This window comes from Paenarthrobacter histidinolovorans, assembly GCF_014647595.1.
Taxonomy (GTDB): Bacteria; Actinomycetota; Actinomycetes; order Actinomycetales; family Micrococcaceae; genus Arthrobacter; species Arthrobacter histidinolovorans.
Genome location: NZ_BMPM01000005.1, coordinates 183520 through 208850, shown reverse-complemented (window position 1 = coordinate 208850; position 25331 = coordinate 183520). Strand labels below are relative to the sequence as shown.

Annotated in this window: 20 protein-coding genes; 4 read left to right on the top strand and 16 right to left on the bottom strand. The window is 63.3% G+C overall.

The window, feature by feature from the left end; translation table 11 throughout:
* Window position 1: 1 nt before the first annotated feature.
* From alr to IEY62_RS13575, 7 genes are all read right to left on the bottom strand, one after another.
* On the bottom strand, window positions 2-1171 hold the full coding sequence (alr, locus tag IEY62_RS13605; RefSeq protein ID WP_189018700.1) for an alanine racemase: 1170 nt from the start codon (window positions 1169-1171) through the stop codon (window positions 2-4).
* 88 nt (window positions 1172-1259) lie between these two features.
* Complete coding sequence (locus IEY62_RS13600; protein ID WP_189018698.1) at window positions 1260-2702, bottom strand: amino acid permease; 1443 nt, start codon at window positions 2700-2702, stop codon at window positions 1260-1262.
* A 184-nt stretch (window positions 2703-2886) separates the two neighbouring features.
* The gene (locus IEY62_RS13595; RefSeq protein ID WP_189018696.1) at window positions 2887-3576 is read right to left on the bottom strand and encodes a response regulator; all 690 of its coding nucleotides are present in this window, start codon (window positions 3574-3576) and stop codon (window positions 2887-2889) included.
* Window positions 3573-4862: a sensor histidine kinase gene (locus IEY62_RS13590; protein ID WP_189018694.1), complete on the bottom strand. Its 1290-nt coding sequence runs from the start codon at window positions 4860-4862 to the stop codon at window positions 3573-3575. The genes IEY62_RS13595 and IEY62_RS13590 overlap by 4 nt, the downstream gene beginning before the upstream one ends.
* Before the next feature lie 27 nt (window positions 4863-4889).
* A complete protein-coding gene (locus IEY62_RS13585) occupies window positions 4890-5789 on the bottom strand; it encodes an ABC transporter permease (protein WP_189018692.1) in 900 nt (299 codons plus the stop codon).
* A gap of 5 nt (window positions 5790-5794) precedes the next feature.
* The gene (locus tag IEY62_RS13580) at window positions 5795-6736 is read right to left on the bottom strand and encodes an ABC transporter ATP-binding protein (protein WP_189018690.1); all 942 of its coding nucleotides are present in this window, start codon (window positions 6734-6736) and stop codon (window positions 5795-5797) included.
* A 152-nt stretch (window positions 6737-6888) separates the two neighbouring features.
* Window positions 6889-8394 (bottom strand): bifunctional phosphatase PAP2/diacylglycerol kinase family protein, encoded by a 1506-nt coding sequence (locus IEY62_RS13575; protein ID WP_189018688.1) that lies wholly within the window; start codon window positions 8392-8394, stop codon window positions 6889-6891.
* A gap of 55 nt (window positions 8395-8449) precedes the next feature.
* Between IEY62_RS13575 and IEY62_RS13570 the strand changes: the two genes are divergently transcribed.
* On the top strand, window positions 8450-9154 hold the full coding sequence (locus IEY62_RS13570) for a phosphatase PAP2 family protein (RefSeq protein ID WP_229785285.1): 705 nt from the start codon (window positions 8450-8452) through the stop codon (window positions 9152-9154).
* Here the strand turns inward: IEY62_RS13570 and IEY62_RS13565 are convergent.
* The 8 genes from IEY62_RS13565 to IEY62_RS13530 all read right to left on the bottom strand — a co-directional run bounded on the left by IEY62_RS13565 (window position 9099) and on the right by IEY62_RS13530 (window position 22201).
* Window positions 9099-10286, bottom strand: a complete 1188-nt coding sequence (locus IEY62_RS13565; RefSeq protein WP_189018684.1) for an MFS transporter — start codon at window positions 10284-10286, stop codon at window positions 9099-9101. The genes IEY62_RS13570 and IEY62_RS13565 overlap by 56 nt on opposite strands.
* Complete coding sequence (locus IEY62_RS13560) at window positions 10283-11050, bottom strand: DeoR/GlpR family DNA-binding transcription regulator (RefSeq protein WP_189018682.1); 768 nt, start codon at window positions 11048-11050, stop codon at window positions 10283-10285. The genes IEY62_RS13565 and IEY62_RS13560 overlap by 4 nt, the downstream gene beginning before the upstream one ends.
* Before the next feature lie 76 nt (window positions 11051-11126).
* Window positions 11127-12809 carry an ABC-F family ATP-binding cassette domain-containing protein gene (locus IEY62_RS13555; RefSeq protein WP_189018680.1) on the bottom strand — a complete coding sequence of 561 codons (1683 nt, stop codon included), beginning with the start codon at window positions 12807-12809 and terminating at the stop codon, window positions 11127-11129.
* 68 nt (window positions 12810-12877) lie between these two features.
* Window positions 12878-14134: an FAD-dependent oxidoreductase gene (locus IEY62_RS13550; protein ID WP_189018678.1), complete on the bottom strand. Its 1257-nt coding sequence runs from the start codon at window positions 14132-14134 to the stop codon at window positions 12878-12880.
* Between the two features lie 14 nt (window positions 14135-14148).
* Window positions 14149-16128, bottom strand: a complete 1980-nt coding sequence (locus IEY62_RS13545; RefSeq protein ID WP_189018676.1) for a penicillin-binding transpeptidase domain-containing protein — start codon at window positions 16126-16128, stop codon at window positions 14149-14151.
* Window positions 16129-16243: 115 nt separating this feature from the next.
* Window positions 16244-20089, bottom strand: a complete 3846-nt coding sequence (locus tag IEY62_RS13540; RefSeq protein ID WP_189018674.1) for an NPCBM/NEW2 domain-containing protein — start codon at window positions 20087-20089, stop codon at window positions 16244-16246.
* Window positions 20090-20267: 178 nt separating this feature from the next.
* Complete coding sequence (locus tag IEY62_RS13535; RefSeq protein ID WP_189018672.1) at window positions 20268-20924, bottom strand: response regulator; 657 nt, start codon at window positions 20922-20924, stop codon at window positions 20268-20270.
* Window positions 20921-22201, bottom strand: coding sequence for a sensor histidine kinase (locus tag IEY62_RS13530; protein WP_189018670.1), 1281 nt, complete (start codon window positions 22199-22201; stop codon window positions 20921-20923). The genes IEY62_RS13535 and IEY62_RS13530 overlap by 4 nt, the downstream gene beginning before the upstream one ends.
* A gap of 195 nt (window positions 22202-22396) precedes the next feature.
* Between IEY62_RS13530 and IEY62_RS13525 the strand changes: the two genes are divergently transcribed.
* Window positions 22397-23476, top strand: a complete 1080-nt coding sequence (locus tag IEY62_RS13525; protein ID WP_189018667.1) for an ABC transporter permease — start codon at window positions 22397-22399, stop codon at window positions 23474-23476.
* A 24-nt stretch (window positions 23477-23500) separates the two neighbouring features.
* On the top strand, window positions 23501-24202 hold the full coding sequence (locus IEY62_RS13520; protein ID WP_189018665.1) for an ABC transporter ATP-binding protein: 702 nt from the start codon (window positions 23501-23503) through the stop codon (window positions 24200-24202).
* 25 nt (window positions 24203-24227) lie between these two features.
* On the opposite strand, the gene IEY62_RS13515 is transcribed toward IEY62_RS13520, so the two are convergent.
* A complete protein-coding gene (locus IEY62_RS13515; protein WP_189018663.1) occupies window positions 24228-24641 on the bottom strand; it encodes a winged helix-turn-helix transcriptional regulator in 414 nt (137 codons plus the stop codon).
* 83 nt (window positions 24642-24724) lie between these two features.
* On the opposite strand from IEY62_RS13515, the gene IEY62_RS13510 reads away from it, so the two are divergent.
* Window positions 24725-25330 carry an NAD(P)-dependent oxidoreductase gene (locus IEY62_RS13510; RefSeq protein ID WP_189018661.1) on the top strand — a complete coding sequence of 202 codons (606 nt, stop codon included), beginning with the start codon at window positions 24725-24727 and terminating at the stop codon, window positions 25328-25330.
* The last annotated feature ends 1 nt before the right edge of the window (window position 25331 follow it).

Here is a 25331-nt window from a genome sequence, read left to right as displayed (position 1 = left end):
CTCACACGTTGGCAGACTCCCTGAGGATCCTGGCATCCTTGGCCCACACCGTGTACAAATCTGCGAGAATCCCTGCGTTGGCTGCTTCAAGCTCTTCCGGAGTGATTTCGGAGCGATCCTGGCGCCCGAACAGGACCACTTCGTCCCCGGGCAGGACCTCCGGAAGCGATGTCACATCAACCACCATGGAGTTCATGGAAATCACGTCGACGATGGGCACGCGTTGGCCGCGGAGCAGGACATCGCAGCGATGGTCGGCGCTTCGACGGCCGAGCGCGCGTCGATACCCATCGCCATAGCCCACAGTGACCGTTGCCAACCGGGACTCGGTTGCCAGGGTATGGGTCAGCCCATAGCCCACCTTGCTTCCCGCAGGATAGGTATTCACCGAGCCGATGCGCGCCTTGAAGGTCAGGCAGCGGCTGAATCCGGGCTGGCCGGGTTCCGTGTCACCGTAGAGAACGGCACCTGTCCGAACCATGTCCAGCCACAACGCCCTGACATTCAGGGTTGAAAATGAGTTCGCGGCATGCAGGAGCACCGCGCTGCGGGGCACCTCCGCGGCTTGGAGGATAGCTTGGGACTCTGCCCTGAAACGCCGTAATCCTTTATCTATGTTGTTCACGTCGTCGCAGGGAAAGTGCGTCATGATGCCGGCGGGTTCAAGCCAAGGCTGGCTCAGTATCCCAACTGCGCAGGCCTTGCCACGGGAAGAAGACACGTCAAGGCTATGGCGGCTGATACCCGACGAGTTAATGTCCAGGTGCACCCGTAATTTCCGGCCCGTTTCCTCGGCAATCCTGCTCATGGCGAAGGCGCTCTGCGGATCAGAGACGAGCTCTTCGATGAAGAAGCCCATGCCCGCCCTGACTTCCTGCGGGGCCGCTGCTCGAACGCGGAGCAGTTTTCCATCAAAACCATGACTCCGTGCCAACTCTGCTTCGTTATTCGAGCCCACCCCTATGTAGGGAACGTTCTGACGAACCAGGAACGGCAGCAATATGTCAGCCCCGTGGCCGTAGGCGTCGGATTTGATCACGGCACACAGCAAGGCCCGTCCTTCCAAGAGCTGCATCATGGATCGGACATTGCCATCAAAGGCATCGCCGTCAACTTCCAACCAACTGGAAAACTTCCCGGCCGGTTCCTTGGACTGGGTTGTTTGGGCCATCCTGCTCCCTCTTTCAAGCCTGCTCCCTCTTTCAAGACAGTCAGGCGGCGGGGCAATATTGCCCTGCCGCCTGACTTGGCAACCTGGGTCAGACTGACTGTTTTACCTTGATGGTCCGGCCGTAGCGGAAGTGGAAATAGAGGTAGCAGGCAGCCACGAACGGGATACCGAAGTAGAGGGCAGCAACCTGCGCGGGATCGGACGCAATGCCCACCAGTGAGAGCAGGCACAGTCCGAAGGCCAGGATCGGAACCACGGGGAAGAACGGCGCCTTGTAGGAAAGGTCAGCTACCCGTCCCCCGTTGCGGACAAAGGCCCGGCGATGGAAGAAGTGCGAGGCGGTGATGGACATCCATACCCCGACGACGGCGAAGCCGGCTACGGAAACCAGGGCCAGGTACACGGTCTCCGGAGCAGCCACACTGCTGATCAGGGACGCCAGCCCTCCCACCATGCTGACGGACAGGGCAAGGAGTGGGATGCCCCGGCGGGTGAGGCGCTTGAGCGCCTTGGGAGCGTGCCCTTCGTCTGCAAGGGAGTAGAGCATGCGGGCACAGGAGAACAGACCGCTGTTTCCGGCGGACAGGAGGGCCGTGATGATGACGAAGTTCATGATGTCCGCTGCGAAGGGAATGCCTACGGACGAGAAAACAGTGACGAACGGGCTCTCATCCAGTCCCACCTGGTCATAGGGAACGGTTGCGGCGATAACGGCGATTGCTCCCACGAAGAAGATGAGGAGGCGGATGACTGTGCTGCGCATGGCCTTGGGGATGTTCCGTGCCGGATCCTTGGTTTCGCCTGCCGCCACGCCGATCAGTTCCGAACCCGAGAATGCGTAGAAGACGGCCAAGGCTGTCACCAGGACGCCGGAGAAGCCGTTGGGAAACAGGCCGGCTGAGGTATTGAAGTTCTCGAACAGGAACGGGTGGTGGTCTTTGTCCGAGAGTGGATGGAATCCGAACAGTGCCGCTCCGCCGAATACGATCAGTGCGATGATGGCTCCGACTTTGATGATGGAGAACCAGAATTCCGATTCGCCAAAGAACTTGGACGAGAGCGCATTGAAGCCAAAGAGCATGGCAGCGAAGACCAGGCACCACACCCACACCTCAACTCCCGGGAACCACCGTTGCATGAGCAGGCCCGAGGCCGTGAACTCCGAACCTATCGCCACAGCCCAGCACAGCCAGTAGAGCCAGGCGGTGGTGAATCCGGTAGCCGGACCAATAGAACGTGAAGCGTAGATGTGGAAGGCACCCGAGACCGGGTAGGCAATGGCGAGCTCACCAAGGCAGGCCATCACGAGGTAGACCACGAAGGCTCCAACCAGGTAGGCGATGACTGCGCCCAAGGGGCCTGCCTGGGAGATGGTGTAGCCCGAGCTCAGGAACAAGCCTGAGCCGATGACTCCTCCCATGGCGATCATGATCAAGTGACGCGGACCCATGGAACGGCGAAGGCCTGTTTCCAAAGGTGCCGGAGGAGCGTCAGCCGGGTGGTCCAGTTTCAGAGGGGTTGATGATTCCATGACTCGTCTCCGATAAGTGAAAGATGCGATCGGGACGCCTGGGACTTCCTGCGCGGGGGAGCCGGAGGCGCGCTTGTAGTGACGAAGGTAACACAGAATCAGCTCAAATAGTCATTAAAAACATTTATGAATGTCTATAACGCACATGTTGCGAATTGGGTGGGCTCGTACCGGGCCCTCCGGATCAGTAGTCAGGGTTGCTCGGCACCACCAAGCCGGTTTCATAGGCGTAGACAACCACCTGTACGCGATCACGCAGCTGCAACTTGCTCAGGATCCGTCGAACGTGCGTCTTCACTGTGGCCTCGGAAAGGAAGAACTTGTGGGCGATCTCCGCGTTGGACAGGCCCTCGGCAATGGTCGTGAGGATTTCGGTTTCCCGTGGTGTCAGTTCGCCCAGCAATGGGTCCCGGTGCGATGCCGGCGCGTGGCCCGGCACCACGCCCCCACGAACATATGTTTCCAGGAGCCGCTGCGTTACCCGCGGGGCCACGACGGCATCTCCGCTCGCCACCAGCCTGACCGCGTGGACAAGCTCAGCCGGGGCAACATCCTTGAGCAGGAATGCCGAGGCACCGGCCTGTAAACCGGTGAAGGCGTACTCATCCAGGTCAAAGGTGGTGAGGATGATGACCCGCGCCTCGGAACCGGAATCCGAGATACGCCGGGTTGCCTCAATCCCGTCCATGGTGGGCATGCGGACATCCATCAGCACCACATCGGGTTGCAGTGCTTCGACTTGGCGGACGGCGTCAGCACCATCTGATGCCTCGCCCACTACATGGAAGTCGTCCTCGCCTTCCAGAATGAGCCGGAAGCCCATCCTGAGCAGCGGCTGGTCGTCTACCAGCAGCACTTTGATGTCATTGGTCATGATTCCCCCTTGTCACCGTTCCAGTGGAGATCGGCGTGGACCGCCCAACCACCCCTTTTTCCTGGACCGGCAGTAACGATTCCAGCATAGATTCCAGCACGTTCATTCATTCCGGCAATGCCCAGTCCTGTGCCCAGGCTGCCTATCGACTCGCTGCCACCATCCCGGGTTCCGCGACCGTCGTCGAGGACGTCAATGGTGACCACATCGCCGTCGCGGGCCACCTGGACATCCACCCGGCCCAGCGAGCGTCCGTAGCGCAACACGTTGGTCAGGGACTCCTGCACGATCCTGTAGACGGTGAGCTCGAACGCCGGGTCAGCCGGCAAGGCCGGCCCGGTGTGGGCGTAGTGCAAAGGCAGGCCGGCCGTACGGAAGCCCTCCAGGAGCTTGGCCAGGTTGTACCCGGACTCGAGCGGTGTGAGCGGGGCCGGCCGCCCTGAATCATCGCGTAAGACCCCCAAAACACGCCGCATGTCCGCCAGCGCGGTGCGTCCGGTGCGCGAGAGTTCGCCGAGCACCTCCCCGGCGCGTTCCGGATCCTTCTTGACCACAACTGCCGCACCGTCCGAAAGACTGATCATGACCGTCAAAGAGTGGGCGACGACGTCGTGCATTTCGCGCGCGATGCGGTTGCGCTCGGTGACCTTGCCCAGCCGCGTGGTCCGGGCCGCCCAGGCAGCGATTTCCGCTTCGTGTTCCCGCCGCTGGCGGACTGAGATGCCGATTCCCGTTGCCAGCAGGTTCGACAACATGATGGTGACCGCTGTAGCGATGTTGTTGATGAGGTGGAAATTCTCCGGGACATCCTGCAACGTGTCCATCTGGGCGGGACTCGTCCACATGAACAGGTAAAGCAGGCTCAGAGGCAGGCTTGCGGCAACAAAAACCACAAACGTGACCCCACGCTTCCGGAGGGTAGCCACCGCATAGAGTGCGAACCAAAGGCCGGCCGAGACGTTGGAACCCCACGGGTTCAGGATGGTCGCCGAGATTTCCAGCAAGGCCACGGCGAGAACCACCTGGAGCGGGAACTGCCGCCTGAAGACCAACGCCAGGGCGATCAGGAGGAGTATCGCCACCACCAGCCACTTACCCTCGCCGATCGAGGCGATGATGGTGGGCAACGCCAACAACACGTAGCAGAGCACCACCACCGCATCCATGGCGCGGGGACGTGTAAAGAAATAGCGCCGGATCCTGCCCCTGCGGCGCTGGGCGATTTCGGCGAAGGACGCGTCGGCCACAGCGGCCGACGCGTCCTTCGTCTGTGGAGCTTCAGTCATGAATTGAGCCTAGAGGGCACTTTTGGCCTAGACGTCGCGCTTCTTGATCACGATCATGGCCGGGATGAGGAAGACCAGAACGTAGCCCAGGAAGATCAGGCCACCCTGCCAGGGGTCGATAACCCCGTCAGTGTGCCCGATGGAAAGGAACCTTCCACCAGCCTCGCTGGGGATGTACTGCGGCACATACTTCCAGAATTCGCCCGGTACCAGTGAAAGGAAGCCGGACGCGATCGACAATACGAAGAACAGTGCGACAAGTACGGTCACGCCACCGGCCGAGTTGCGAAGAAGGGTTCCCAGCGAAAGGCCGATCAGTGCTACGCCGGCAACATACAGGCCACCCGTGAAGATGCTGTACACCACGCCCTCAGTGGACCAGGTCAGATCGATATCCAGGCCCTGGAAGACGGGCATGGCGATCAGGAAGGTGAGGACCGCAGCGACGGTGGTGATGACATAGGAGATGACCACCAGAAGCAAGGCCTTGGCCGCGAAAGCCGGGATCCGCTTGGGCACGGCGTTCATGGTTGAACGGATCATACCGGTGGCGTACTCGGAGGAAATGAAGAGGACGGCGAGGGAGCCGAGGACCAGTGTGCCGATCTGGATGCCGGCATTCGGGAGGTTGTAGAGGTCAAAACCGGATCCCGGAGGGAAGGATTTCGTCAACATCTCACCGGTCACGGGCTGGCCTGCATCCTTGGCCTGCTTGATCATCTGGTCCAGGAATGTGAAGCGGATCAAAACGGCAAGGGCACCCACACCCACTGTGGCAATCAGGGTCACAGCAAGCAGGATCACGGTGGACGTCAACGAACGGAGCTTGATCCACTCGGATTTAACAACTCCGCCAAAAGTAACGCCGCGGACTCCGGCCGAAGCGTGGGCCGGCGAATTGGTGCGGTTTTCAGTCATGGTGCTCATCGTCCTTACTTTCCTTCCTGCGCAGCGGCTACAGGCTCACCGGACATATGCGATTGGTACTCCACTTCGTCCTTGGTCAGATTGAAGTACGCGTCCTCCAGCGAGGAAACCTGCGGTGTCAATTCGTAGACGAGCACGTTGTTATCCAGCGCCACCTGGGCGATCTCACGGGGCTGCAGGCCCACAACTTCGAGGGTTTCGGTTTGGCTCTGGTCAACCCGGACGCCGTCCCCGACAAGCAGGGCCGACAACTGGCTGGCAGCTGATGTCCGGACCAGGGTCTTGGCTTGCTGTGCGCCGGCGATGATGTCCTGCACAGGAGCGTCAGCGATGATCCGACCCCGGCCGATCACAATCAGGTGGTCAGCGGTCTGCGCCATTTCGCTCATCAAGTGCGAGGAAAGGAATACGGTCTTGCCCTGGCTGGCCAGGTACTTGACCAGGTTTCGCACCCAGAGAACGCCTTCGGGATCCAGGCCGTTGACCGGCTCATCGAGGATGAGGGTTTGCGGATCGCCCAGGAGCGCCGCCGCAATGCCGAGGCGCTGTCCCATACCCAGCGAGAACCCGCCTGCCTTCTTCTTGGCCACCGCACCGAGTCCGGTCATTTCGATGACCTCGTGAACGCGGGCCGTAGGAATGCTGTGCGTTGCCGCCATGGCCAAAAGGTGGTTGTAAGCACTGCGGCTGGTGTGGACCGCCTTCGCATCCAGGAGGGCACCCACCTGGTGCAGGGGAGCCTTGTGCTGCGCATAGTGCAGGCCATTGACCGTGACATCGCCCGATGTGGGAGAGTCCAGTCCCATGATCATGCGCATCGTGGTGGACTTGCCGGCGCCGTTGGGGCCCAGGAAGCCCGTCACCCGTCCAGCCTGGACAGTGAAACTGACGCCGCCGACGGCAGTTTTTTGGCCGTAAACCTTCGTCAGGCCTTTTGCTTCGATCATGGAAGCGTTCCCTCCTCGGAGCACATGGGTGTGCAGGTGAGTTTTGAATGTACTCACCACGCTACTCAGGGAGGGCGCGTAAATCGCCTGTCTCAGGGATGATTCAGGGTTCAGTCAGGGTAGTCCTACCGGATGACCCTCAGCGGTCCGGCTTACTCAGCCACCGGCAACGACGAATACACACGAAGGGCCTGCGGCTTGACCTCGAAGGTAGCCGAGCGGACTCCGGGCGTTGGCTCACCGTCCACGGCCAGCACCAACGGCTGCCCGATCGCTTCGATGGTAATTTCCGTGGCCTCGCTCAGGTGGGTGACTTTGGAAGCTGACACCGTGCCGGTGACAACGGCCCACAGCAATCGCGCCCGTGCGAACGGCTCGTCCGCCGTGATCATGCGGAGGTCGAACACACCATCATCAAGCACCGGACGCCGGATGGGTGCATGGTCGCTGGGGTAAAACCTTCCCCGGCCCATGTAGAGAATCCAGAGCTTGTGCCGCTGTCCATTCACAGTGAGGGTGGTGGGGGAGTTCACGCCGAAGGTCCGGAGGGATGCCACCACACTGGCGAGCGGCTTGCCCATGGCCGGCTGGAGGCGCTCCCGCCGCCGGACCAGGTTGGGATACACGCCCACACTCGCCGTGTTCAGCATTGCCAGTTCGGAGGTCTCCGGTTTCTCCGGCAGCCCGCGCTGGACAACTACATGCCCCAGATCCACGGATGCTGCGAGGCCGTTGGTCAGGGCGTCCAGCACGTCCTCGATCGAGCGGGCGCCGAGGTCGCGCGCAAAGTGGTTCAGCGTCCCTCCCGGCAGAACTGCCAGGGGCAGGGAATGTTCGACGGCGGCAGCAGCTGCCGCTCCCACCGTTCCGTCGCCGCCCCACACGCCCAGCGCTACGGTGCCGGGCCGGGTTGCTGCCGCCTTGATCTCTTCCGCGACGTCCTCGCCCTCGGAAATCTCCCTTATATACGCCTTTGGAAATATACGCCGCAGGAGTTCGCCGGTTTCGGGGGAGTAGGATCCGCCCAGGACGTTGACCGCGATACTCAGCCCCTCGCCGTCGTGAATTGCGGGAACCTCAGCGGGGGTGCGGCGGGGAGTCGGCTCCGCCGGCCGGGCCGGCCACCACTTCCGGGTAAGGAAAGCCGCGCCGGCACCCAAAGCAGAGCCAAAGACGACGTCGGATGGCCAATGGGCACCTGTGTGCACGCGTGAGTAGGCCACCCCCACGGCGATGGGCGCCAAAGCAACGCCGATCGCCGGCGAGACAATTCCTGCACCCACGGCGAAGGCCACAGCGGACGCAGAGTGGCCTGACGGCATCGAAGAGCTTGTGGGTTGCGGATTCACGAAACGGAACAACGGCAGATGTTCAGGAAGCGGCCGCCTGCGAGGCAAGGCACGCTTGAAAATGACGTTGGTAACGCCGGAAGCAACACCCAAAGCGAGCAGGCCGTGCAGGGCCGCTCTGCGGGGCTTCCCGGGAACCGTCGCCATGATCCCCGCGATGCCGAACCACAGCTTGCCTTTTGTAGCTGCGGAAGAGAGCCGCCGGAAGAAGACGTCATGGTCTCCCTGCGGTTGCCGGGAAACAGCCCGCACCAGGAAGTGGTCGAGTTTGACAACACGTTTGGGGCCTTTGCCCACGAAGCCTCGCATCCCTTCACAGTATCGCCTGCCAGTACCGCAGGGCCGCCATGGCTACGATGAGTTGATGATTCGCGTCGTGACTCCCCGGCACCAGCCGGATTGGCAGTTGGTTAGCCCCGGAATATTGCTGTTATGCGTGTTTGCGGTTCCCGGAGCCATGATCCTGGCAGGACACGGCCAACCTGCCTTCAATGGCGTGGACACCTGGTGGCAGGCTTTCTCCTTCACGTTGCACTCACCCTTGTGGGACGGCGTCAACGGGATCCTCAACTGGGTGGGCTATGTGGGAATGCTGTCGGCCCAGGGGGTGCTGGCCCTCGCGCTGGTGGCTTGGAAACGACCGGTGACAGCACTTTTCGTAGCGGCGTCCGGAATAGCCGCTCTTGCCTTGACCCAGCTGGCCAAGGTGCTAGTGGGACGGGAACGGCCCGTCGGAGCCAAGGTCCTCACCGACACCGGTTCATACCCTTCCGGGCATGTTTCCGCCACGACGACGTTCCTGCTGGTGCTCGCTATCCTCGCCGGCCGTTGGTGGATGACGTCGCTGGCTGCTCTGGGCATCATCGCGATGATGATCAGCCGAACCTATCTATCTGCGCACTGGCTGAGCGATGTGGTGGGCGGAGCCTGCCTGGCCGCCGGAGTGGTACTTCTGATGTGGTGGCGCTTCCGGGATATATGCATTAGGGAGAATGCTCTATCGGATGGCAGGACTATTTGGGCGGCAAGGGCTTCGCGACGCCGGCAAGCAGGAGAGCCAGCAGAATAGGCGCCCCGATGGCCAGCAGTGCCAAGTGGATCCCGGTTTGGTCGCCCAAGTAGCCCAGCAGCGGCGGCCCTGCCAGGAAGGCAATGTAGCCGATGGTGGAAACCACGGAGACCCGGGCAGCGGCGTGTTTGGGATCATCGGCGGCCGCAGACATACCCATGGGGAAGGCCAGCGCCGCCCCAATGCCCCAAAGGGCTGCGCCGACTCCGGCCAAAACCACGTTGCCCGCGAAAACGAACAGGGCCAGGCCCAAGGCGGCTGCGGCCATGCTCGCGCGAAGAACGGCCACCCGGCCAAATTTGTCGATCGCCTTACCGCCCAGGAACCGCATGACGGTCATGGCCAGGACAAACAGGGCGAACAGCAGGGCTCCAGTGGACTCCGAGGCACCCAGCCCGTCCACCGCCGCCTTGGCGATCCAGTCATTGCCCGCACCCTCGGTAAGGGTGGCACCCAGGACCACCACGCCGATGAGCAGCGTCCTGCCATCCCGCCAAGCCGAGGGGCCCTTGGCTGCCGACCCGCCGCCGTCGCGAATTTCCACGGCTTCGTGCGGCAGGAAGTACTTGGGGACCGTCAGTGCCAGAGTGACGGCAATGGCGGCGATCACGAGCAAGTGCTCGGGCAGGCCAACTCCCAGCTGGGACAATCCCGCACCGATCAGCGCGCCCAGGAAGGCGCCACCGCTGAATGCCGCGTGGAATTGCGGCATGATGGTCCGTTCGAGCCGGTGTTCGACGTCGGCGCCTTCGATGTTCTGGGCGACGTCCCAGAGGCCAATGCCAATGCCAAAGAAGAACAGGGCCACCGCCGTGGCAGGTACGGACGCGGCCATCAGCGAGAAGGCAATGGCTGCACCGGCGGCGCCTGCCACAATTCCGGCCAGCCGAACCGTGTTTGCCGTACCGATCCGGCCCACTACCCAACCTGCGGACGGCAACGCCAGCAAGGAGCCAACCGCGGTGCAGAGCAACAGCGTGCCCATCTGGCCGGACGTGAGGCTGAGAGCTTCGGTCACTGCCGGGATGCGGGCCGCCCAACTGGCAAAGACCAAACCGTTCATGCCGAAGATCAGGAACGTCGCCACTGCAGCAGCTCTGACGTTGGTGGCGCTTCTGGTGTTGGTGGTCATGCAATCACAACTTCCACGGAGAGTTTGTTGAGCTGGGCAAGGTCTTCGGGGGATGGCTCCAGGTCCGTCACGATAACGTCCACGCTGTCCATCGCTGCAACCAGGGCCCTGGCGCCGGCATTCCACTTGTTTCCCGCTGCCGCGACGATCACGCGTGCCGCCGACTCCAAGCCGGCACGCTTCACGGCCGCGTCCTCGAGGTCATGGGCCAGGAGTCCGTCTTTGAGGTTGAGCGCGCAGGGAGTCACGACGGCGGTATCGAACCTCAGCGAGCGGATGTTGGCTTCCGCCATGGGTCCCCTGAAAGACTGCTCGCCTGGGATGAGACTACCTCCGGGGAGGATGAGCTCAGGAGCCCGGCCTTCCGTGGGTTGCGTGAGGGCTTGGACGCTGTGCAGGGACATGGGCATCACCGTGAGCTGGCGTGTGCTGAGTCTGCGGGCGATTTCCGTCGCCGTGGAGCCGCTGTCCAGCCACACGTGCTCGCGATCCCTGATGAGTCCGTCCACGGCTTTGGCTATGCGGGCCTTGGCCTGGTGGTCTTCGAGTTCGCGCTGCCCGTAGCCTGGATTCTCTCCTCGGGCCAGCAGACTGCGGGCGCCGCCGTGCACGCGTTTGAGCACGCCGTTGGCTGCGAGGATCTCAAGGTCGCGGCGGATGGTTGCCCCGGAAGCTCCGGTAACTGAGACCAGTTCGTCCACGGTTACTTCTTCTTGCCCACGCAACAGATCGCCGATGAGCCGGTGGCGTTCAGTGGTTCCCATACCTCCACGGTAGCAGGGGAGTGATCACTTAATCATGCTGAGTGATCATTTGCGCACAGGCGCTTGCTCACATCCCTCAGCGGGCGCGCTCTACCCGCTTTTCGTCCCACACAGGCTCTTCGGATTCGTAAACCTTGCCGTCGGACCCGAAGATCAGGAATCGGTCGAAAGACTTGGCGAACCAACGGTCGTGCGTGACGGCCAGGACGGTGCCCTCGAACGCGTCGATGGCACGCTCCAGGGCTTCACCCGAGTGCAGGTCAAGGTTGTCCGTGGGCTCATCCAGCAGCAGGAGCGTCGCCCCGGACAGCTGGAGCAGCAGGATCTGGAAACGCGCCTGCTGGCCACCCGACAAGGACTCGTACTTCTGCTCCGACTGACCCGCCAGGCCATAGGAATCCAACGCCCCGGCTGCAGCTTCACGCGGAAGGCCCGAGCGGTGTTCGTCACCGCGGTGCAGGATTTCCAACAACGTCCGGCCCAGAAGATCCGGACGGACATGTGTCTGGGCGAAGAACCCGGGCCGGATGCGTGCACCCAGTTTCACAGTTCCCTGGTGCGGGACTTCCGCGATGACGACGTCGGACACCGGCAGGTGCTCGCGCTCCGGGTCGGTACCGCCGGTGGCGAGAAGGCGCAGGAAGTGGCTCTTGCCCGAGCCGTTGGACCCCAGGACGCCCACCCGGTCCCCGAACCAGATCTCCGTGGAGAACGGCTTCATGAGTCCGGTCAGTTCCAGCTTGTCGGCAACGACGGCTCGCTTGGCGGTGCGGCCGCCCTTGAGCCGCATCTTCACGTTCTGCTCGATGGGCAGGGCCTCCGGCGGCCCGGCCTCCAGGAACTTGGCCAGTCGGGTCTGCGCTGCCTGGTACCTGTTGGCCATATCGGAGCGGAATGCCGCCTTGTTCTTGTACATGTTGACGAGTTCTTTGAGCTTGATGTGCTCCTCGTCCCAACGCTTGCGGAGTTCCTCGAAACGGGCGTTGCGGTCTGCGCGCGCTTCTACGTAGGAGCCGAAGCCGCCGCCGTGGATCCAAGCCCCGGCGCCGTTGATGCCCGGCTCAAGGGTGACGATCCGGCCAGCAGCATTGTTGAGCAGCTCGCGGTCGTGGCTGATGAACAGAACGGTTTTCTTGGACTCGTTGAGCTTGCCCTCCAGCCAACGCTTGCCGGGAACGTCAAGGTAGTTGTCCGGTTCGTCGAGGAGCAGGAGCTCGTCCGGCCCCGCGAAAAGCGCTTCCAGCACCAGGCGTTTCTGCTCGCCACCGGACAGGGTGGAGGCACGGCGGAACTGCGCCTTGTCGAAGGAAATCCCCAGCGCGGCCATGCAGACTTCGTCCCAGACGGTCTCCACGTCGTAGCCGCCGGCATCGCCCCAGTCCACGATCGCCTGGGCGTACTTCATCTGGGTGGGCTCGTCGTCGTGCTCCATCATGGCGAGCTCGGCTTCCTCGACGGCCTTGGCAGCAGCGGCGAGCCCGGCCTGTGCGGTGGAAACCAGGAGATCGCGGACGGTGGATTCATCGCGGACCTGGCCCACGAACTGCCGCATGATGCCCATATTGCCCGAGCGGCCCACGGCGCCTTCGTCCGGCGTGAGGTCTCCGGAGATGATCTTGAACAGTGTGGTCTTGCCTGTTCCGTTGGGTCCGATCAGTGCCGTTTTGGTGCCGTCGGGGACCTTGAAGGTCACGCCGTTGAGCAGCTGGGTGCCGTCGGAGAGGAAGTAGTCGATGCCGGAAACGTCAATATGGGCCACGTTTCAATCCTCCCACGCCGGGCTGTTAACGCCCGACGGCGGCACCTGCCTTGGGCGGCGACGCAGCGCTAGGGCTTTCGCCGGGCAAAGTCCGGCGCGCGCTCGGGGCGCGGCCCAAAGGCGATCATGCGGGCTGGAAGCTTGGGGAAAGCGCGCACGTGCCGGGCCATCAGGACCAGGATCCTGGGTGGTTTGGGCTGCTTGCCGGCCATCACTCGGGCAAAGATGACGCGATGCAGCAGCCGCTGGAAGGTCTGCACAATCACGGTAGGTAGCCAACGCCGTTTTTGGACGGCGGCGAGGTGGCCGTCGTCGAGCGTTCCGCTCAGCAGTGGTGACGCAATAATGCGTGCCGCCGCCACCGCGTCCTGCACTGCCAGGTTGATTCCCACGCCGCCGGCCGGGGACATGGCATGCGCTGCGTCTCCGATCAACAGCAGGCCCGGCTGATGCCAGCGGGACAAGCGGTTGAGCTTCACATCCAGCAGGTGCAGCTCATCCAGGGACCCAATGGTGTCTACGCGATCAGCGAGATCCGGCCTCAGCCGCGCCACCCTGGCCCGGAAGGCCTCCACTCCTTCGGCCCTGAGCCGGGGATCCAGGCCCTTCGCGGCCAGATAGGCGATCTGGTGGTAATCCTTGCGGGTCAGGCTCAACAGGACGTCGGAGTTGCCGAAACGTGGAGCTATGGAGGCCACGGGTTCGTCCTCGTCGGCAGTGCGGGGGAGCCGGAACCACCAAGTGTCGAACGGCACCGGGTATTCGTGGGGAGCCAGTCCGGCCCGTTGCCGCAGAACCGAACCGCGGCCGTCGCACGCCACAGTGAGGGTGGCCCGCAGTTCGCCGCTCTCCAGCGGGGATCCGGTCAGCGGATCCCGGCTACGGTATGCCACACCGGTCACCGCTCCCGAAGAGTCCCTCAGCAGGTCCGTGACCTCGGTATTCATGCGCAGCGTAAAGGTGGGTTCCTGCCCGGCCGCTGCCACCAGGAAATTCAAGAGGTCCCACTGGGGAACCATTGCCACATAGTTGTAGGGCTCTTTGAGGAGTCCGAAGTCGGCCAGCACCACCGAACCACCCCCGGCAACAGGCAACCGGAAGTTCCCCAACCGGCTCTGCGGCAGGGCCCTGAAGTCCTCTCCCAAACCCAACTCGTCCATGAGCCGGACGGTGGACGCATGGACGGTATCGCCCCTGAAATCCCGGAGGAAGTCGGCGTGTTTTTCCAATACGGTGACCTGCACGCCGGCCCGGGCAAGGAGCAGCCCCAGCATAATCCCGGCCGGACCTCCGCCGGCCACCACACACTGGGTGCTGCCTTCCATGGTTCTCCTCCGGATCAGCCCGCCGCGGTCAGGAACGTCTTCAGCAACGGCCCACTGGTGGTCGCACCAAGTCCGCCATCTTCAACAAACACTGCAACTGCCAGGTCCCCGTGAGTGGCAACAATCCACGCGTGGGTCTTGGGTGGGTTGTCATTGCCGAATTCGGCCGTTCCCGTCTTCGCTCCAACCGGAGCACCCGGCACCGAAGCAAGGAACCCCGCATGGCCGGAGGTTACTACTGCCCGCATCATGTCGGCCAGGGAAGCAGCTTCCTCCTTGGTGATCGGCTTGGTGGATGCCGGCGAGGCAGGGAGCGCGCTGGCCGTTGCGGAATCCGCCGACGGCGTGGCGGAACTGCTTTCGGTGGGCGTGGCCGTGGAGGTGGTGGCTGGCACGGCGTCGGCATTGAGCACGAGCTGGGGTGAAACGGGAGCGCCGTTGGCGACAGAAGCTGCCATGACTGCAGCGGAGAGGGGCGAGAAGAGCACCTTTCCCTGGCCAATCATGGATGCGGCGTGCTCCGTACCTTCAGCAGCTCCGGGCACGGAACCCAGGAACGCGTCCGCGCCAAGCTTGGGGGCTTCAACAGCCACCCCGAGCGCCTGGGCCGCGGATTCCAACTGGTCCTGGCTGACGGTGTCGCGGGCATTGATGAAGGCAGTGTTGCAGGAGTGGGCAAACGCATCCCTCAGGGCGACAGAACCCAGGGAGCTCTCCGGGTAGCCCTCCGCGTTCTTGAAGGTTCGTCCGTCCACCGTCACAGTGGGTGGGCAATCGACCTTGGAATCGGGAGTGGCGCCGTTCCTGAACATCGCCAGGGAATCAACCATCTTGAACGTGGAACCTGGTGCGTACTGCCCCAACATTGCAGTGTTGTAGCCGTTGCTCCCCGGGCCGGAGGCCGCCGCAAGCACAGCGCCCGTGGACGGCCGTATAGCCACAATGGCTGACGCCGGACCAACACCGGCAAGAGTTTCCTCGGCCAATTGCTGCAGTTTCAGGTCAAGGGTGGTCTTGAGAGTGGTACCGGGTGCGGGGAGAGAGGAAAAGAACACCTTGGTGCCGGGTGTCTCCCCTTCAGCCTTGGCTGCGGTACTGGCAATAACCTCAACGCCGTCCTTGCCTCGCAGCAGCGTGTCGTACTTCTGCTGCAGGCCGCCGGTACCTGTGGTGTCGCCGGCCCGCAAGGCGCCGTTGGACTTCTCAATCTGCTCCGCGCTGGCCTGTCCAACGCTTCCGAGCAGCGCACGCGCAAATGTCCGCGTTGGTGCAAGGGCCATCGAGTCCAGGATGCTCGCACCGCCAGGGATGGCTTTGATCTTGGCCTCGGTGATATCGGGCGTGTAGGCCCGCAGAACCAGGCCTTCCACGAACGCCTGCGGTCCGGACGCAGCAACCTGCTTGGCGTACTCCTCAACGTCCAAGCCCAGCAGGGCAGCCATTGCCCGCGCTGACGCGTCCGCTTGTTCCGCGGGAATCTTGGTCTTGTCGATGCCCACCCGGAAGACGGGCCGGTCCTCCACAATCGGGGCGTCTCCGGCACCCAGGATCTGTCCGCGCTGGGCAGGAACGGTCTTGACGGAAAGAGTTTCGTCGTCGGAAAGCTGTGGTGCCAGCAGGGCCGGACTCCACTGAACCGCCCACTTGTCACCGGACTTCTTCAAAGTGGCCTCGGAGCTGTACTCCCACTTGGCCGAGCCGATGTTCCAGCTGTAGTTAAGAGGGAAAGTGGCGGTGTCGCCGTCGAGCTTGACGTCACCGGACTGCACCGACGGTTTGGCGTCGAGTCCCTCGAAGACTGCCTTCAGTTGATCGTTGGCCGCGGCGGCATCCTTGCCCTCAACGGCGAGCTGACCGACGTCGAGCGCCGACAGTGAGGAGGCGAGCTGCTTGGCGGCTTCCTCAGCGCCGGAACGGCCGTCGTCGCAAGCGGTCAGCGAGCCTGCCAGCACGATCGTGGCCAGACCAAGAATCAAAGTACGTGTTTTCCCCATTTGCCACATTATGCCCGGTTCCCCTGACAGTTTCTTGTCCCGGCCGGCAGACGGACAACCGCCGCCTGCCACCGCCCGATGGGAGTGGCAAGCGACGGCCGTCAGGACACGCGAGCTAGGGAGCGCACGTGAACCTGGCATCACCCCAGACACCATGAGCGCCATTGATGGAACCGGACGGGTCAACCGCCAGCTCCACGTACGCCACACCCGTCAGGTCAACGGACACCGATTCCGGAGCGAATCCCGGCGTGTACGTGCGCGACTGGTACTTGTTCACCCCGTCGGCGTTGACCTTGAAGATGATGTTCCCGCCGAAGCCGCTTTCAAGGCCCACTTGTGAGGTGAATGACGTGCACTTGCCGCCCAGGTAGTACGTGATCCTGGAAGCAGCATGGACACCCAGGCCCTTGGTAAAGACGGGCTGCTTGCCGGTGGCGGGATCGGTGTAGTTGATGGCCAACGGCACGTCCGGGGAGGACGCCGAGTCCTTGTTGGCCACGTTCTTGCCGATCACGCCGTAGCCGTTCAAAGCCTGGACCCACGGCGTTTCAGAGGCGTACACCGATCCGTGAGGGACATCCGGCAGCGGTTGCGAGGTAACCTTCCAGTCGAAGAACTTCACCCGGGTGTCGGTGGGCAGAGTGACCGAGGCCAGTTCCTTGGTGGGGTTGAGCCGGACAGTGTTGGAGAACGCCTGATACTTGTATTGCGTGTACTCCGGAGAAGGTCCGTTGGCGTTGTTGCGGCCTTGTTCGGATACCGCGAGCAATGCCCCGTTCAACACGGACGGCTGCAGCCAGTTGGGGAAGAAGATGGACTGTTTCTCCGTGGATCCGTCGGCGTACGTCAAGGTCAACGCAGGACTTGTGCCGTTGCCCACGGCGGCCGCGCCGAGGACGGCCAGGTGCGTTCCCTTGCCTTTCACGGCGATGGTCTGCGCGGACAATGCCACAGAGTTGGGGACATCCGGTCCCACGGCCGGCCATGTGTAATCAACCTGCGTAGGCTTTCCGGCATCCACCGTCACCGTGCTGCCCGGCCGGACGCCGCCTGCCGGAACCGCAGCGGCAGCCAGCTGCTCGGCAGCGAAGGTGGCTCCTCCGCCGTCGAAGTTTCCGAGTGCCTTACCCGCCACGGTGGTGATCGAGACGGTGTTGTACGCCGCGGCCAAGGAACCGTAGGCAACGTAGATCTGGTTGCCGCCGGTCACCGATTGGGTCGAGCCGGAAGCAGCGTACGACGCCGATACACGCACGGTCTGCTGGCCAGCCTTCGCGCTGGAGCCGGGTTTGATGACGAAAGTGGCTGTGGTTGTCGCGCCGCCCTCAACCTTGGCCGTTATCGCACCGGCGGACGAGACGACCGTCCAGCCTTCGGGGAGAACCGGGGTGAGGACCACGTTGGTCTTCGCCTTGGTTCCGGTGTTGACGAAGGCCGCGGTGACGGTGGTTTCCTGGTCCTGGAAGACCTGCTGGCCGGTGGTGACGCGGACCTCAGCGGCCGTGTCTTCCTGGCTCTTGCCGCCCAGGGGACCGGCTTGCTGGAGCTGAACCGTGGCGGACTGGTTGGAGGCGATTGCACCCGTCTTGACCCAGATGGTTCCGTTGTTGGCTTCATCAAAGAACCAGCCGGTGGTCGCTGCGGCATACGCGGCCTGCGTGGAGAGTTGCGTGAGCTTGGTTCCACCGATTTTGATGTCCTTCGGCGCTGCGCCGGCGTGGACCTTCAGTTCGTATGGGCGGGCCGCGGCCTTCCCTGTGTACTCACCCTTCCGTTCACCGATGGACACCTTGACGCTGCTGTTGCCCTTGCCCGGAGCGTCCACGGAGAAGAGCTGGCTGGAGGACTTGCCGTCCTTGAATTCGCGGGTGACCTTGTCGTCCTCGTAGAGCGTGAAGGTGTCCTGGCCCTGGGCGTAAACGTCCAGGGTGATCATGGAATCCTCCGGGACCAGGGACGCATTGCGTGCCACGATGCCTTGGGGGATCACCGCTCCGGCACGGACGAAGACCGGCAGCTTATCCAGGGGCGCGTTGTAGCCGTTGAGGATCTGGCCGCCCTGGTAGAGCTTGCCGGTCCAGTAATCCACCCACTGCTGCCCGGCCGGGAGGAAGATACCGTTCCGGACGTCGGTCTGGGTAAAGACCGGTGCCACCAGAAAGTCGGAGCCGAGCATGAACTGGTTGTTCGCCTCGGCACCGTAGGACCACTGCTGGTCAGGGAACTCGAGGGCCATGGACCGCATCATGGACACACCGCTTGTGGAGGCCTCCTGTGCCAGTGTGTAGATGAAGGGCATGAGCTGCTGACGGAGCTGCAGGTATTGGCGGTTGATGGCCTTGGCCTCGTCGCCGTAGAGCCACGGACGCTTGTCCGTCGCAGCCCAGCCGGACATGGAGTACAGCGCCGGAGCGAAGGCCTTCCACTGGAGGTCACGGACGTAGGACTCCGCAGATCCGCCAAAGATGCCGTCAACGTCGCCCGTGGTGAACGCCAGACCCGAGTTGCCGGCGCCGGTGAGGGCCGAGACCTGCCAGCGGACGGCGTCGAGGTTTCCTGAATGGTCTCCCGTCCACTGCATGCCGCAGCGCTGGGAGCCGGCCCAACCTTCCACCATGAGCGAGGTGCCGCGGGCGTTGGAATACTGTTCAATGCCGCCGTGCGCTGCTTCGCAACCGGTGAGTGCTTGGCGGTAGCCCTGACCCACCCACGCGACGTCGAGCTTGCGAAGCCGGACGCCGGCCTCACCCACTTCGTATTCCTGGTTGGTCAGGGAGCGCTGGGTCCAGAGGCCGACTTTGAGGTCGGTTTCGTCCTCGATGTTGCTCACGGTTTCCGGAAGTTGCTGGTATTCGCAGCCGTAGCCGTCGTTGACCAGCATCCAGCCGGCGGGCATATCGTTCTCCACGAACTTCCGCGCTGTTTTGATGGCGTCGGGAGTCCGCTGCTTGGCGCCGTCGGGATCACCGTAGCCGGAGGATGAATATCCCGGGTTTGAGCGGTTGTAGCAGTCAGCATCGCCGTATTCCAGGGCGTAGACCGGAGGCATCATCGGCTTGCCGGTCAGCGTGGTGTAGGCGCCGAGGGACTGCTTGTAATCGCCCACGAAGTAGTAGGCGTCAAAGCGCTTTTCCTCGTGTGTAGTGGTTGACTCGGCGCCGAAGTTGTAGGAGCCGCGGGCAAACGTGTCACGCAGGACTCCGTAGCCCATGGAGGACATGTAGTACGGCACGGCGTTGGGGTAGCCGTCGTCGTCCCAATCGAAGTTCTTGGCGATGTTGATCAGGGCGCCGGTGTGGACTGAGCGGCCATTCTGCATGCCGCCGCCAATGAATTGCTCGCCATCCCGCTGGGCGAGGTGCTGCGTGGCCGAGTTGGTGCCGAAGGTGATGGGCGCGGATTCCTCCAGGACCAGCGAGCCGTCGGCCCTGACAACGCGGAGCTGGGTGGTGGCCTTGTTGATCTCCACGCTGATCTTCGCGGTTTTCAGGACCAGCCAGTCGCCGTCGGTGACGGTTGGCGTGGTGCCGGGGAACTTGTCCTTGCCCACCACAATGTTGGCTGTCCTGGCCGGGTCGCCTTGGTCTGTGTTGGCGGGGTCCGTGAACTTTCCGCTGGGGTCGGCTTCGAGACGGAAGTTGCTGTCGTCCAGGAAGGTGACGCGGATGGCGCCCTTAGCGGCGGAGAGGTCGACGACGTTGCCGGACTGGGTAAAGCCGGTCACCGACCCGAGGGGTACTCCAGCTGGGTCGACGGGCACTTCCGGGGTAACGGTTTTGATCGCTGCGGGGTCCCCGGGAGCGGCATCGGCGGCGGCAAATGTGAGGGCGGGGATGGTTCCAGTGAGGAGCAGCGAGGCGATGCCGAGGGAAGCGGCCTTCCTGGCTAGCGAACCTTTTTTGGTGCGTACGGAGCTGTTGGGGGCAGCTCCGGACAGACCCAATGAGGGTGCGGACATGTGAGCCAACTTTCGACGAGTGACAGTTTGTGATCTAACTCATAGCGAAACGTGCACTAATCGTCACTGTTCGAAGGCCAAAGGTCAACCGTTTCACCAAAATTGCTTACCCAACTGGGTCGCAGATCAGGTCGTTCTGAGCGCTCAGAACGACCTGATCTGCGACCTACATGGGGGGTCAGTGCCCGCGGATGATCCGGCGCTGCGTTGCCGTCGCGATGGCCGCCGTCCGGTTATCAACACCCAGCTTGGAATAGATGTGGACCAGATGTGTCTTCACGGTGGCCTCGGAAATGAAGAGCTGCTTGGCGATGGCCCGATTGCTCATCCCGGTGGCAAGCAATTCCAACAGTTGGACTTCCCTGCCGCTCAGAACAGGCGATGGGTTCCTGATCCTCCCCATCAGCCGGGCCGCCACTTCAGGCGCCAACGCGGTCTGGCCGGCGGCAGCTGAAAGAACCGCCTGCCGGATCTGTTCCGGTGGGGCGTCCTTGAGCATGTAGCCGCTGGCGCCGGCCTCCACGGCCGCGAGGATGTCCGCGTCGGTATCGTACGTGGTCAAAATCAGCACGGGTGGCGGCGGAGCCCCGGCCTCTCCGGCCTTGATCTTTTGCGTGGCCGTCACACCATCCATGCCACTGCCCATTTGCAGGTCCATGAGCACCAGGTCCACCGGCTCGCCGAGCGTGTGGAGCTTGCTCAACTCCGCCAGCGCGGCATCCCCGTCAGCGGCCTCCGCCACCACGCTCACCCCCGGAAAGTCGCCCAGCATGGCCCGAAGCCCGGCCCTGACCACTGGATGGTCGTCCACCAACAGCACCCGGATCCCCGTCACGACGCCACCTCTCCGGTTGGCAAAGGCACGCGGATGGCCACCACCGTGCCCTCACCCGGGGCCGACTCGAGGTCCAGCCTGCCGTCCAGCGCCGCCAAGCGTTCGCGCAAGCTCAGAAGCCCGACGCCGGTACCGTCACCGCGCGCGGTGCCGACCGCCGTCGTTGGTTCAAAACCGACACCGTCGTCGAAAATGTCCAGCGTCACCTCGGAACCCGGGAAGGACAAGGTCACGACGGCGGCACGCGCCTTCGCATGCGCCCAAACGTTCGCGAGGGAGGCCTGGGCGGCCCGGAGCAGGGTGGTCTGGTAGGTGTTGGGAAGCTCAACGGGCGTGCCCACCAGTTCGAAGCGGCAACGCAGCGCTGTTCCCCTTGCCGCCGCCTCAGTTTCGGTCTTTTCACAGAGTCTGCGCAGTGTGTCCACCAACCCTGAGTGTTCAAGGTCGGGCGACCGCAGTCCCCGAACGAAGCTGCGTGCCTCCGCCAGGTTGGCTGAGGCTGTGTCCTGGACGATCCTTAACTGTTCCTTCGCTGTCTCGGTGTTTCCGCCGTCAAGGGCTTTCTCTGCGGACCTCCCCATGAGGACGATGCTGGAGAAGCCTTGGGCCAGGGTGTCGTGGATTTCGCGGGCGAGTCGTTCGCGTTCGGCCAGCATGCCGGCGTCGTGCTGGGTTTGCGCCAGCGCGTCGCGGGTCCGGCGCAGTTCTTCGGCGACAAGCCGCTGGTTCTCCGCCTCCAGGAACAACGCCCGGTACGCCAGGCCGGTCACTACCGCGAAAGCCGCGCCGAACAAGGGGCCCAGCACCATGGCGAGCTGCAGGCCGCCATCGGCAGACCCCCTGCTGTGGAACCACAGAGCACCCACCAGCAGGGCGGTGCTCAGCACAATCGCAGGCAGCGCCAGGCGCCGTGGAAGGAGGTGGAGCTGCAGGAAGAACAGGGGGAAAGCCACCCAGGCAAAGTCCCCGCTGACCAGCAGCAGGAGCAGCCACAGGACCATGACGGCGGCCAGCCACCAGAGTGCGTAGGGCGTTGGGTTGAATCTGGAGGGGTTGCTGGCGTGCCGTTTCTCCAGGACTGTTCCAGCGAGGTACACCGCAGCCAGCAGAGCCGAAAGCCCTAAACCGGCGGTCACTGCGAGGGGTGAGGGCGCGCCGGCAGAGCCCAGGCCGCCCAGCAACCGCACGATTGCCACAAGCAACAGCACGGCAAAACCAACATGGAGGCACACGCGCAGGACCCGGAGGATCGTGGTGGCGCCGGTGGGGGACTGCATGCCTTCCAGCGTATCCCCGGCCCTTGCCTGTCCGGCCCGATATTCCGCCCAAGGTATGCGAATCAACCTTTCGGATGATTCCCGTTTCAACCTCCCGGCGTCCACCAATCCATCCGGCTCCCGATGTCCGCTATGCCCATCGCCGGAAGAGTTGGAGGCAACAGGATCAAGCCCGCACCAAACAGAAGGAATCCGATGTTTCTCGCCATCCGCGACATCCGTTTCGCCAAAGGCCGATTTGCCCTCATGGGCAGCGTGGTCGCGCTCATCACGCTGCTGCTCGTCATGCTTTCGGGGCTGACGGCGGGGTTGGGCAACCAGTCCACGTCAGCCATAGCGGCACTGCCCGCGCAGCAGATCGTCTTCGGCGCTCCCGCGGGCGGCGAGCCGAAAGCGTCCTACACGGAATCGGAAGTTTCCAACGCCCAACTTCAGACCTGGCGCGACCAGCAGGGTGTGAAATCCGCACAGGCGCTGGGCATCAGCCAGTCGCGGGCCCAATCCCTGGCCGACGGCGGCAACCCCAGTGGCACAGCGAACGTCGCCGTCTTCGGTGGTTCGGAAGCTCCCTCCACTATGGAGGACGGGACCCTAGTCGTGGGCCGGACCCTGGCAAAGGAACTGAGCCTGACCGAAGGCAGCCGGCTTCGTCTGGGCGGCACCGACCTGACGGTTTCAGACATTGTGGAGGACCAGTGGTATTCACACACCGGGGTCGTATGGACCACGCTCGATACCTGGCGCGCAGTCGCCCATGCGGCACCAGGGACGGCAACTGTCCTCACCGTGACGTACGACGACGACGCTTCCGTCAACGTCGACGCCGCTAATGTGGCCGCCCGAACGGTCAGCTCCGACCCCACCGGATCCTTCCAGGCCTTGGCCTCATACAAGAGCGAGAACGGCTCGCTGCTCCTCATGCAGGCGTTCCTCTACGGCATCTCAGCCCTGGTGATCGTGGCCTTCCTGACGGTGTGGACCGTGCAGCGCACCCGGGACATCGCCGTGCTCAAGGCCTTGGGCGCGTCCTCGGGCTACGTCCTGCGGGATGCCCTGGCGCAGGCAGCGCTCGTATTGCTGGCAGGCGCAGCTGTCGGGGGCGCAATTGGCCTGGCTGGTGGAATCCTGGCCGCCCAGGCAGCACCTTTCCTTGTCACCCCGCTCACCACATTGCTCCCGGTGGCGGGGATCGTCATCCTCGGCCTCGCCGGCGCCGTGCTGGCCGTCCGCAAGGTCACCAGCGTGGATCCTTTGCTGGCTCTCGGCGGCAACTAAAACATTCTTCGAAAGGCATACATCATGAATTCCGCACTGAATCTCGTCAATGTTTCGCTTGAATACCCCGACGGCGGCTCCACCCTCAAGGCCCTGGATGGCGTGGACATGGCGGTCAAGCAAGGTGAGTTCCTCTCCCTGGTCGGGCCGTCCGGGTCCGGAAAATCCTCGCTCCTGGCCGTTGCAGCCACGCTGATCAACCCCACAGCCGGGCTGGTCGTGATCGATGGGCAGGACGTATCCGCGCTCAAGGAGGCAGAGCGCACAGAGCTCCGCCGCGACAAGGTGGGCATCATCTTCCAGCAACCGAACCTGCTGCCTGCGCTGACCGCCGTCGAGCAGTTGCTGATCCGCGAGCATCTCCGTGGCAACGCCGTGAAGGAGGCCCGCCGCACGGCGGAGGATCTGCTGGATGTGGTGGGCCTGTCTGCAGCGATGCATAAAAGGCCGCACCAGTTGTCCGGAGGGCAGCGTCAGCGGGTGAATATTGCGCGTGCCCTGATGGGGAGCCCCACGGTGCTGCTGGTGGATGAACCCACGGCGGCGCTGGATCACGAACGGAGCGAATCAATCGTCCGGCTTCTGCGCCGCGTCACGGACGAGTTCCGGACAGCAACGGTCATGGTCACGCACGACACCGAGTTCCTGCCTCTTACCGACGCAGTCGCGGCCATGCGGGACGGACGAATCAGCCGCGCATCAGTTCCGTCCGCCCAAACCAGCTAGGTGACAGGCAACGTTCAACGGGGCGTCATTGGAGCAGCCCCTGGGTGGTGGAGCCGAGGAGGGCCTGGTCCTGGGCATCGTCATAAGCGTCGCGGGCTTCCATGATGGTTGGGACGTGACTCTCGGCCCATTCACGCAGGAGGGACAACGGCTGCAGCAGGGACTCACCCATGGGCGTGAGCTGGTAGTCGACGCGGGGCGGCACCTGGGCGTAGACCGTCCTGGTGATGAGACCATCGCGCTCCAAGGTACGCAACGTTTGGGTCAGGACCTTGGGCGTCACCACGTTCACCATCTTGCGCAGTTCCGAGAAACGCACGGGACCGTCGCCGAGAACCTGAATCACCAGTGAGGCCCATTTGTCTCCGATGCGTTGAAAGATCACGCGGGACGGGCAATTGGGATCCAGGATGTTCGCGGGGAGATCTTTAGTATCCATGAGGTAACTGAGTTCCTTTGAAGCTATCGGTATCCAATAGATACCTTTGTCTTATTGCAAGGATACCAACCTCAAGGAGAGCTATGAAAATCGCAGTCTACGGCGCAACGGGCATGGTCGGCAGCCAGATCGTCAACGAATCCATCACCCGTGGCCACGAGGTCACCGCTATCTCCCGCAAGGGCTCAGAGGTTCCCGGCGCTTCCGCCCGGGCAGCAGACCAGGCCGACGGCCAGACGTTCGCGTCCATTGCAAAGGATCACGACGTCGTTGTGTTGGCGACCGGCCCCAGCCGCACCGGCGGCGATCATGCAGAATGGCTCGACGCCATGGCTACTGCTTACAGCAATGCCGAAGGCACCCGCTTGATGATCGTGGGCGGCGCCGGCACCCTGGAAGTCGACGGCGTCCGCCTCCTCGACTCCCCGGATTTCCCCGAAGCCTACAAGGCCGAGGCCACCACCGCGGCCAAGGCCCTCGAAACCGTGAAGCAGTCCCCCGAATCCCTCGACTGGACCGTCCTGGCACCCGCCCCCGTCATCCAGCCGGGCGAGCGTACGGGCGAATACACCGTGGCCAAGGATTCCCCCGCCGGCAACACCATCTCCACCCAGGACTACGCCGTGGCCATGCTGGACGAGATCGAAAGCCCGGCACACCGCCGCGCCCGTTTCACGGCCGCCAACTAAC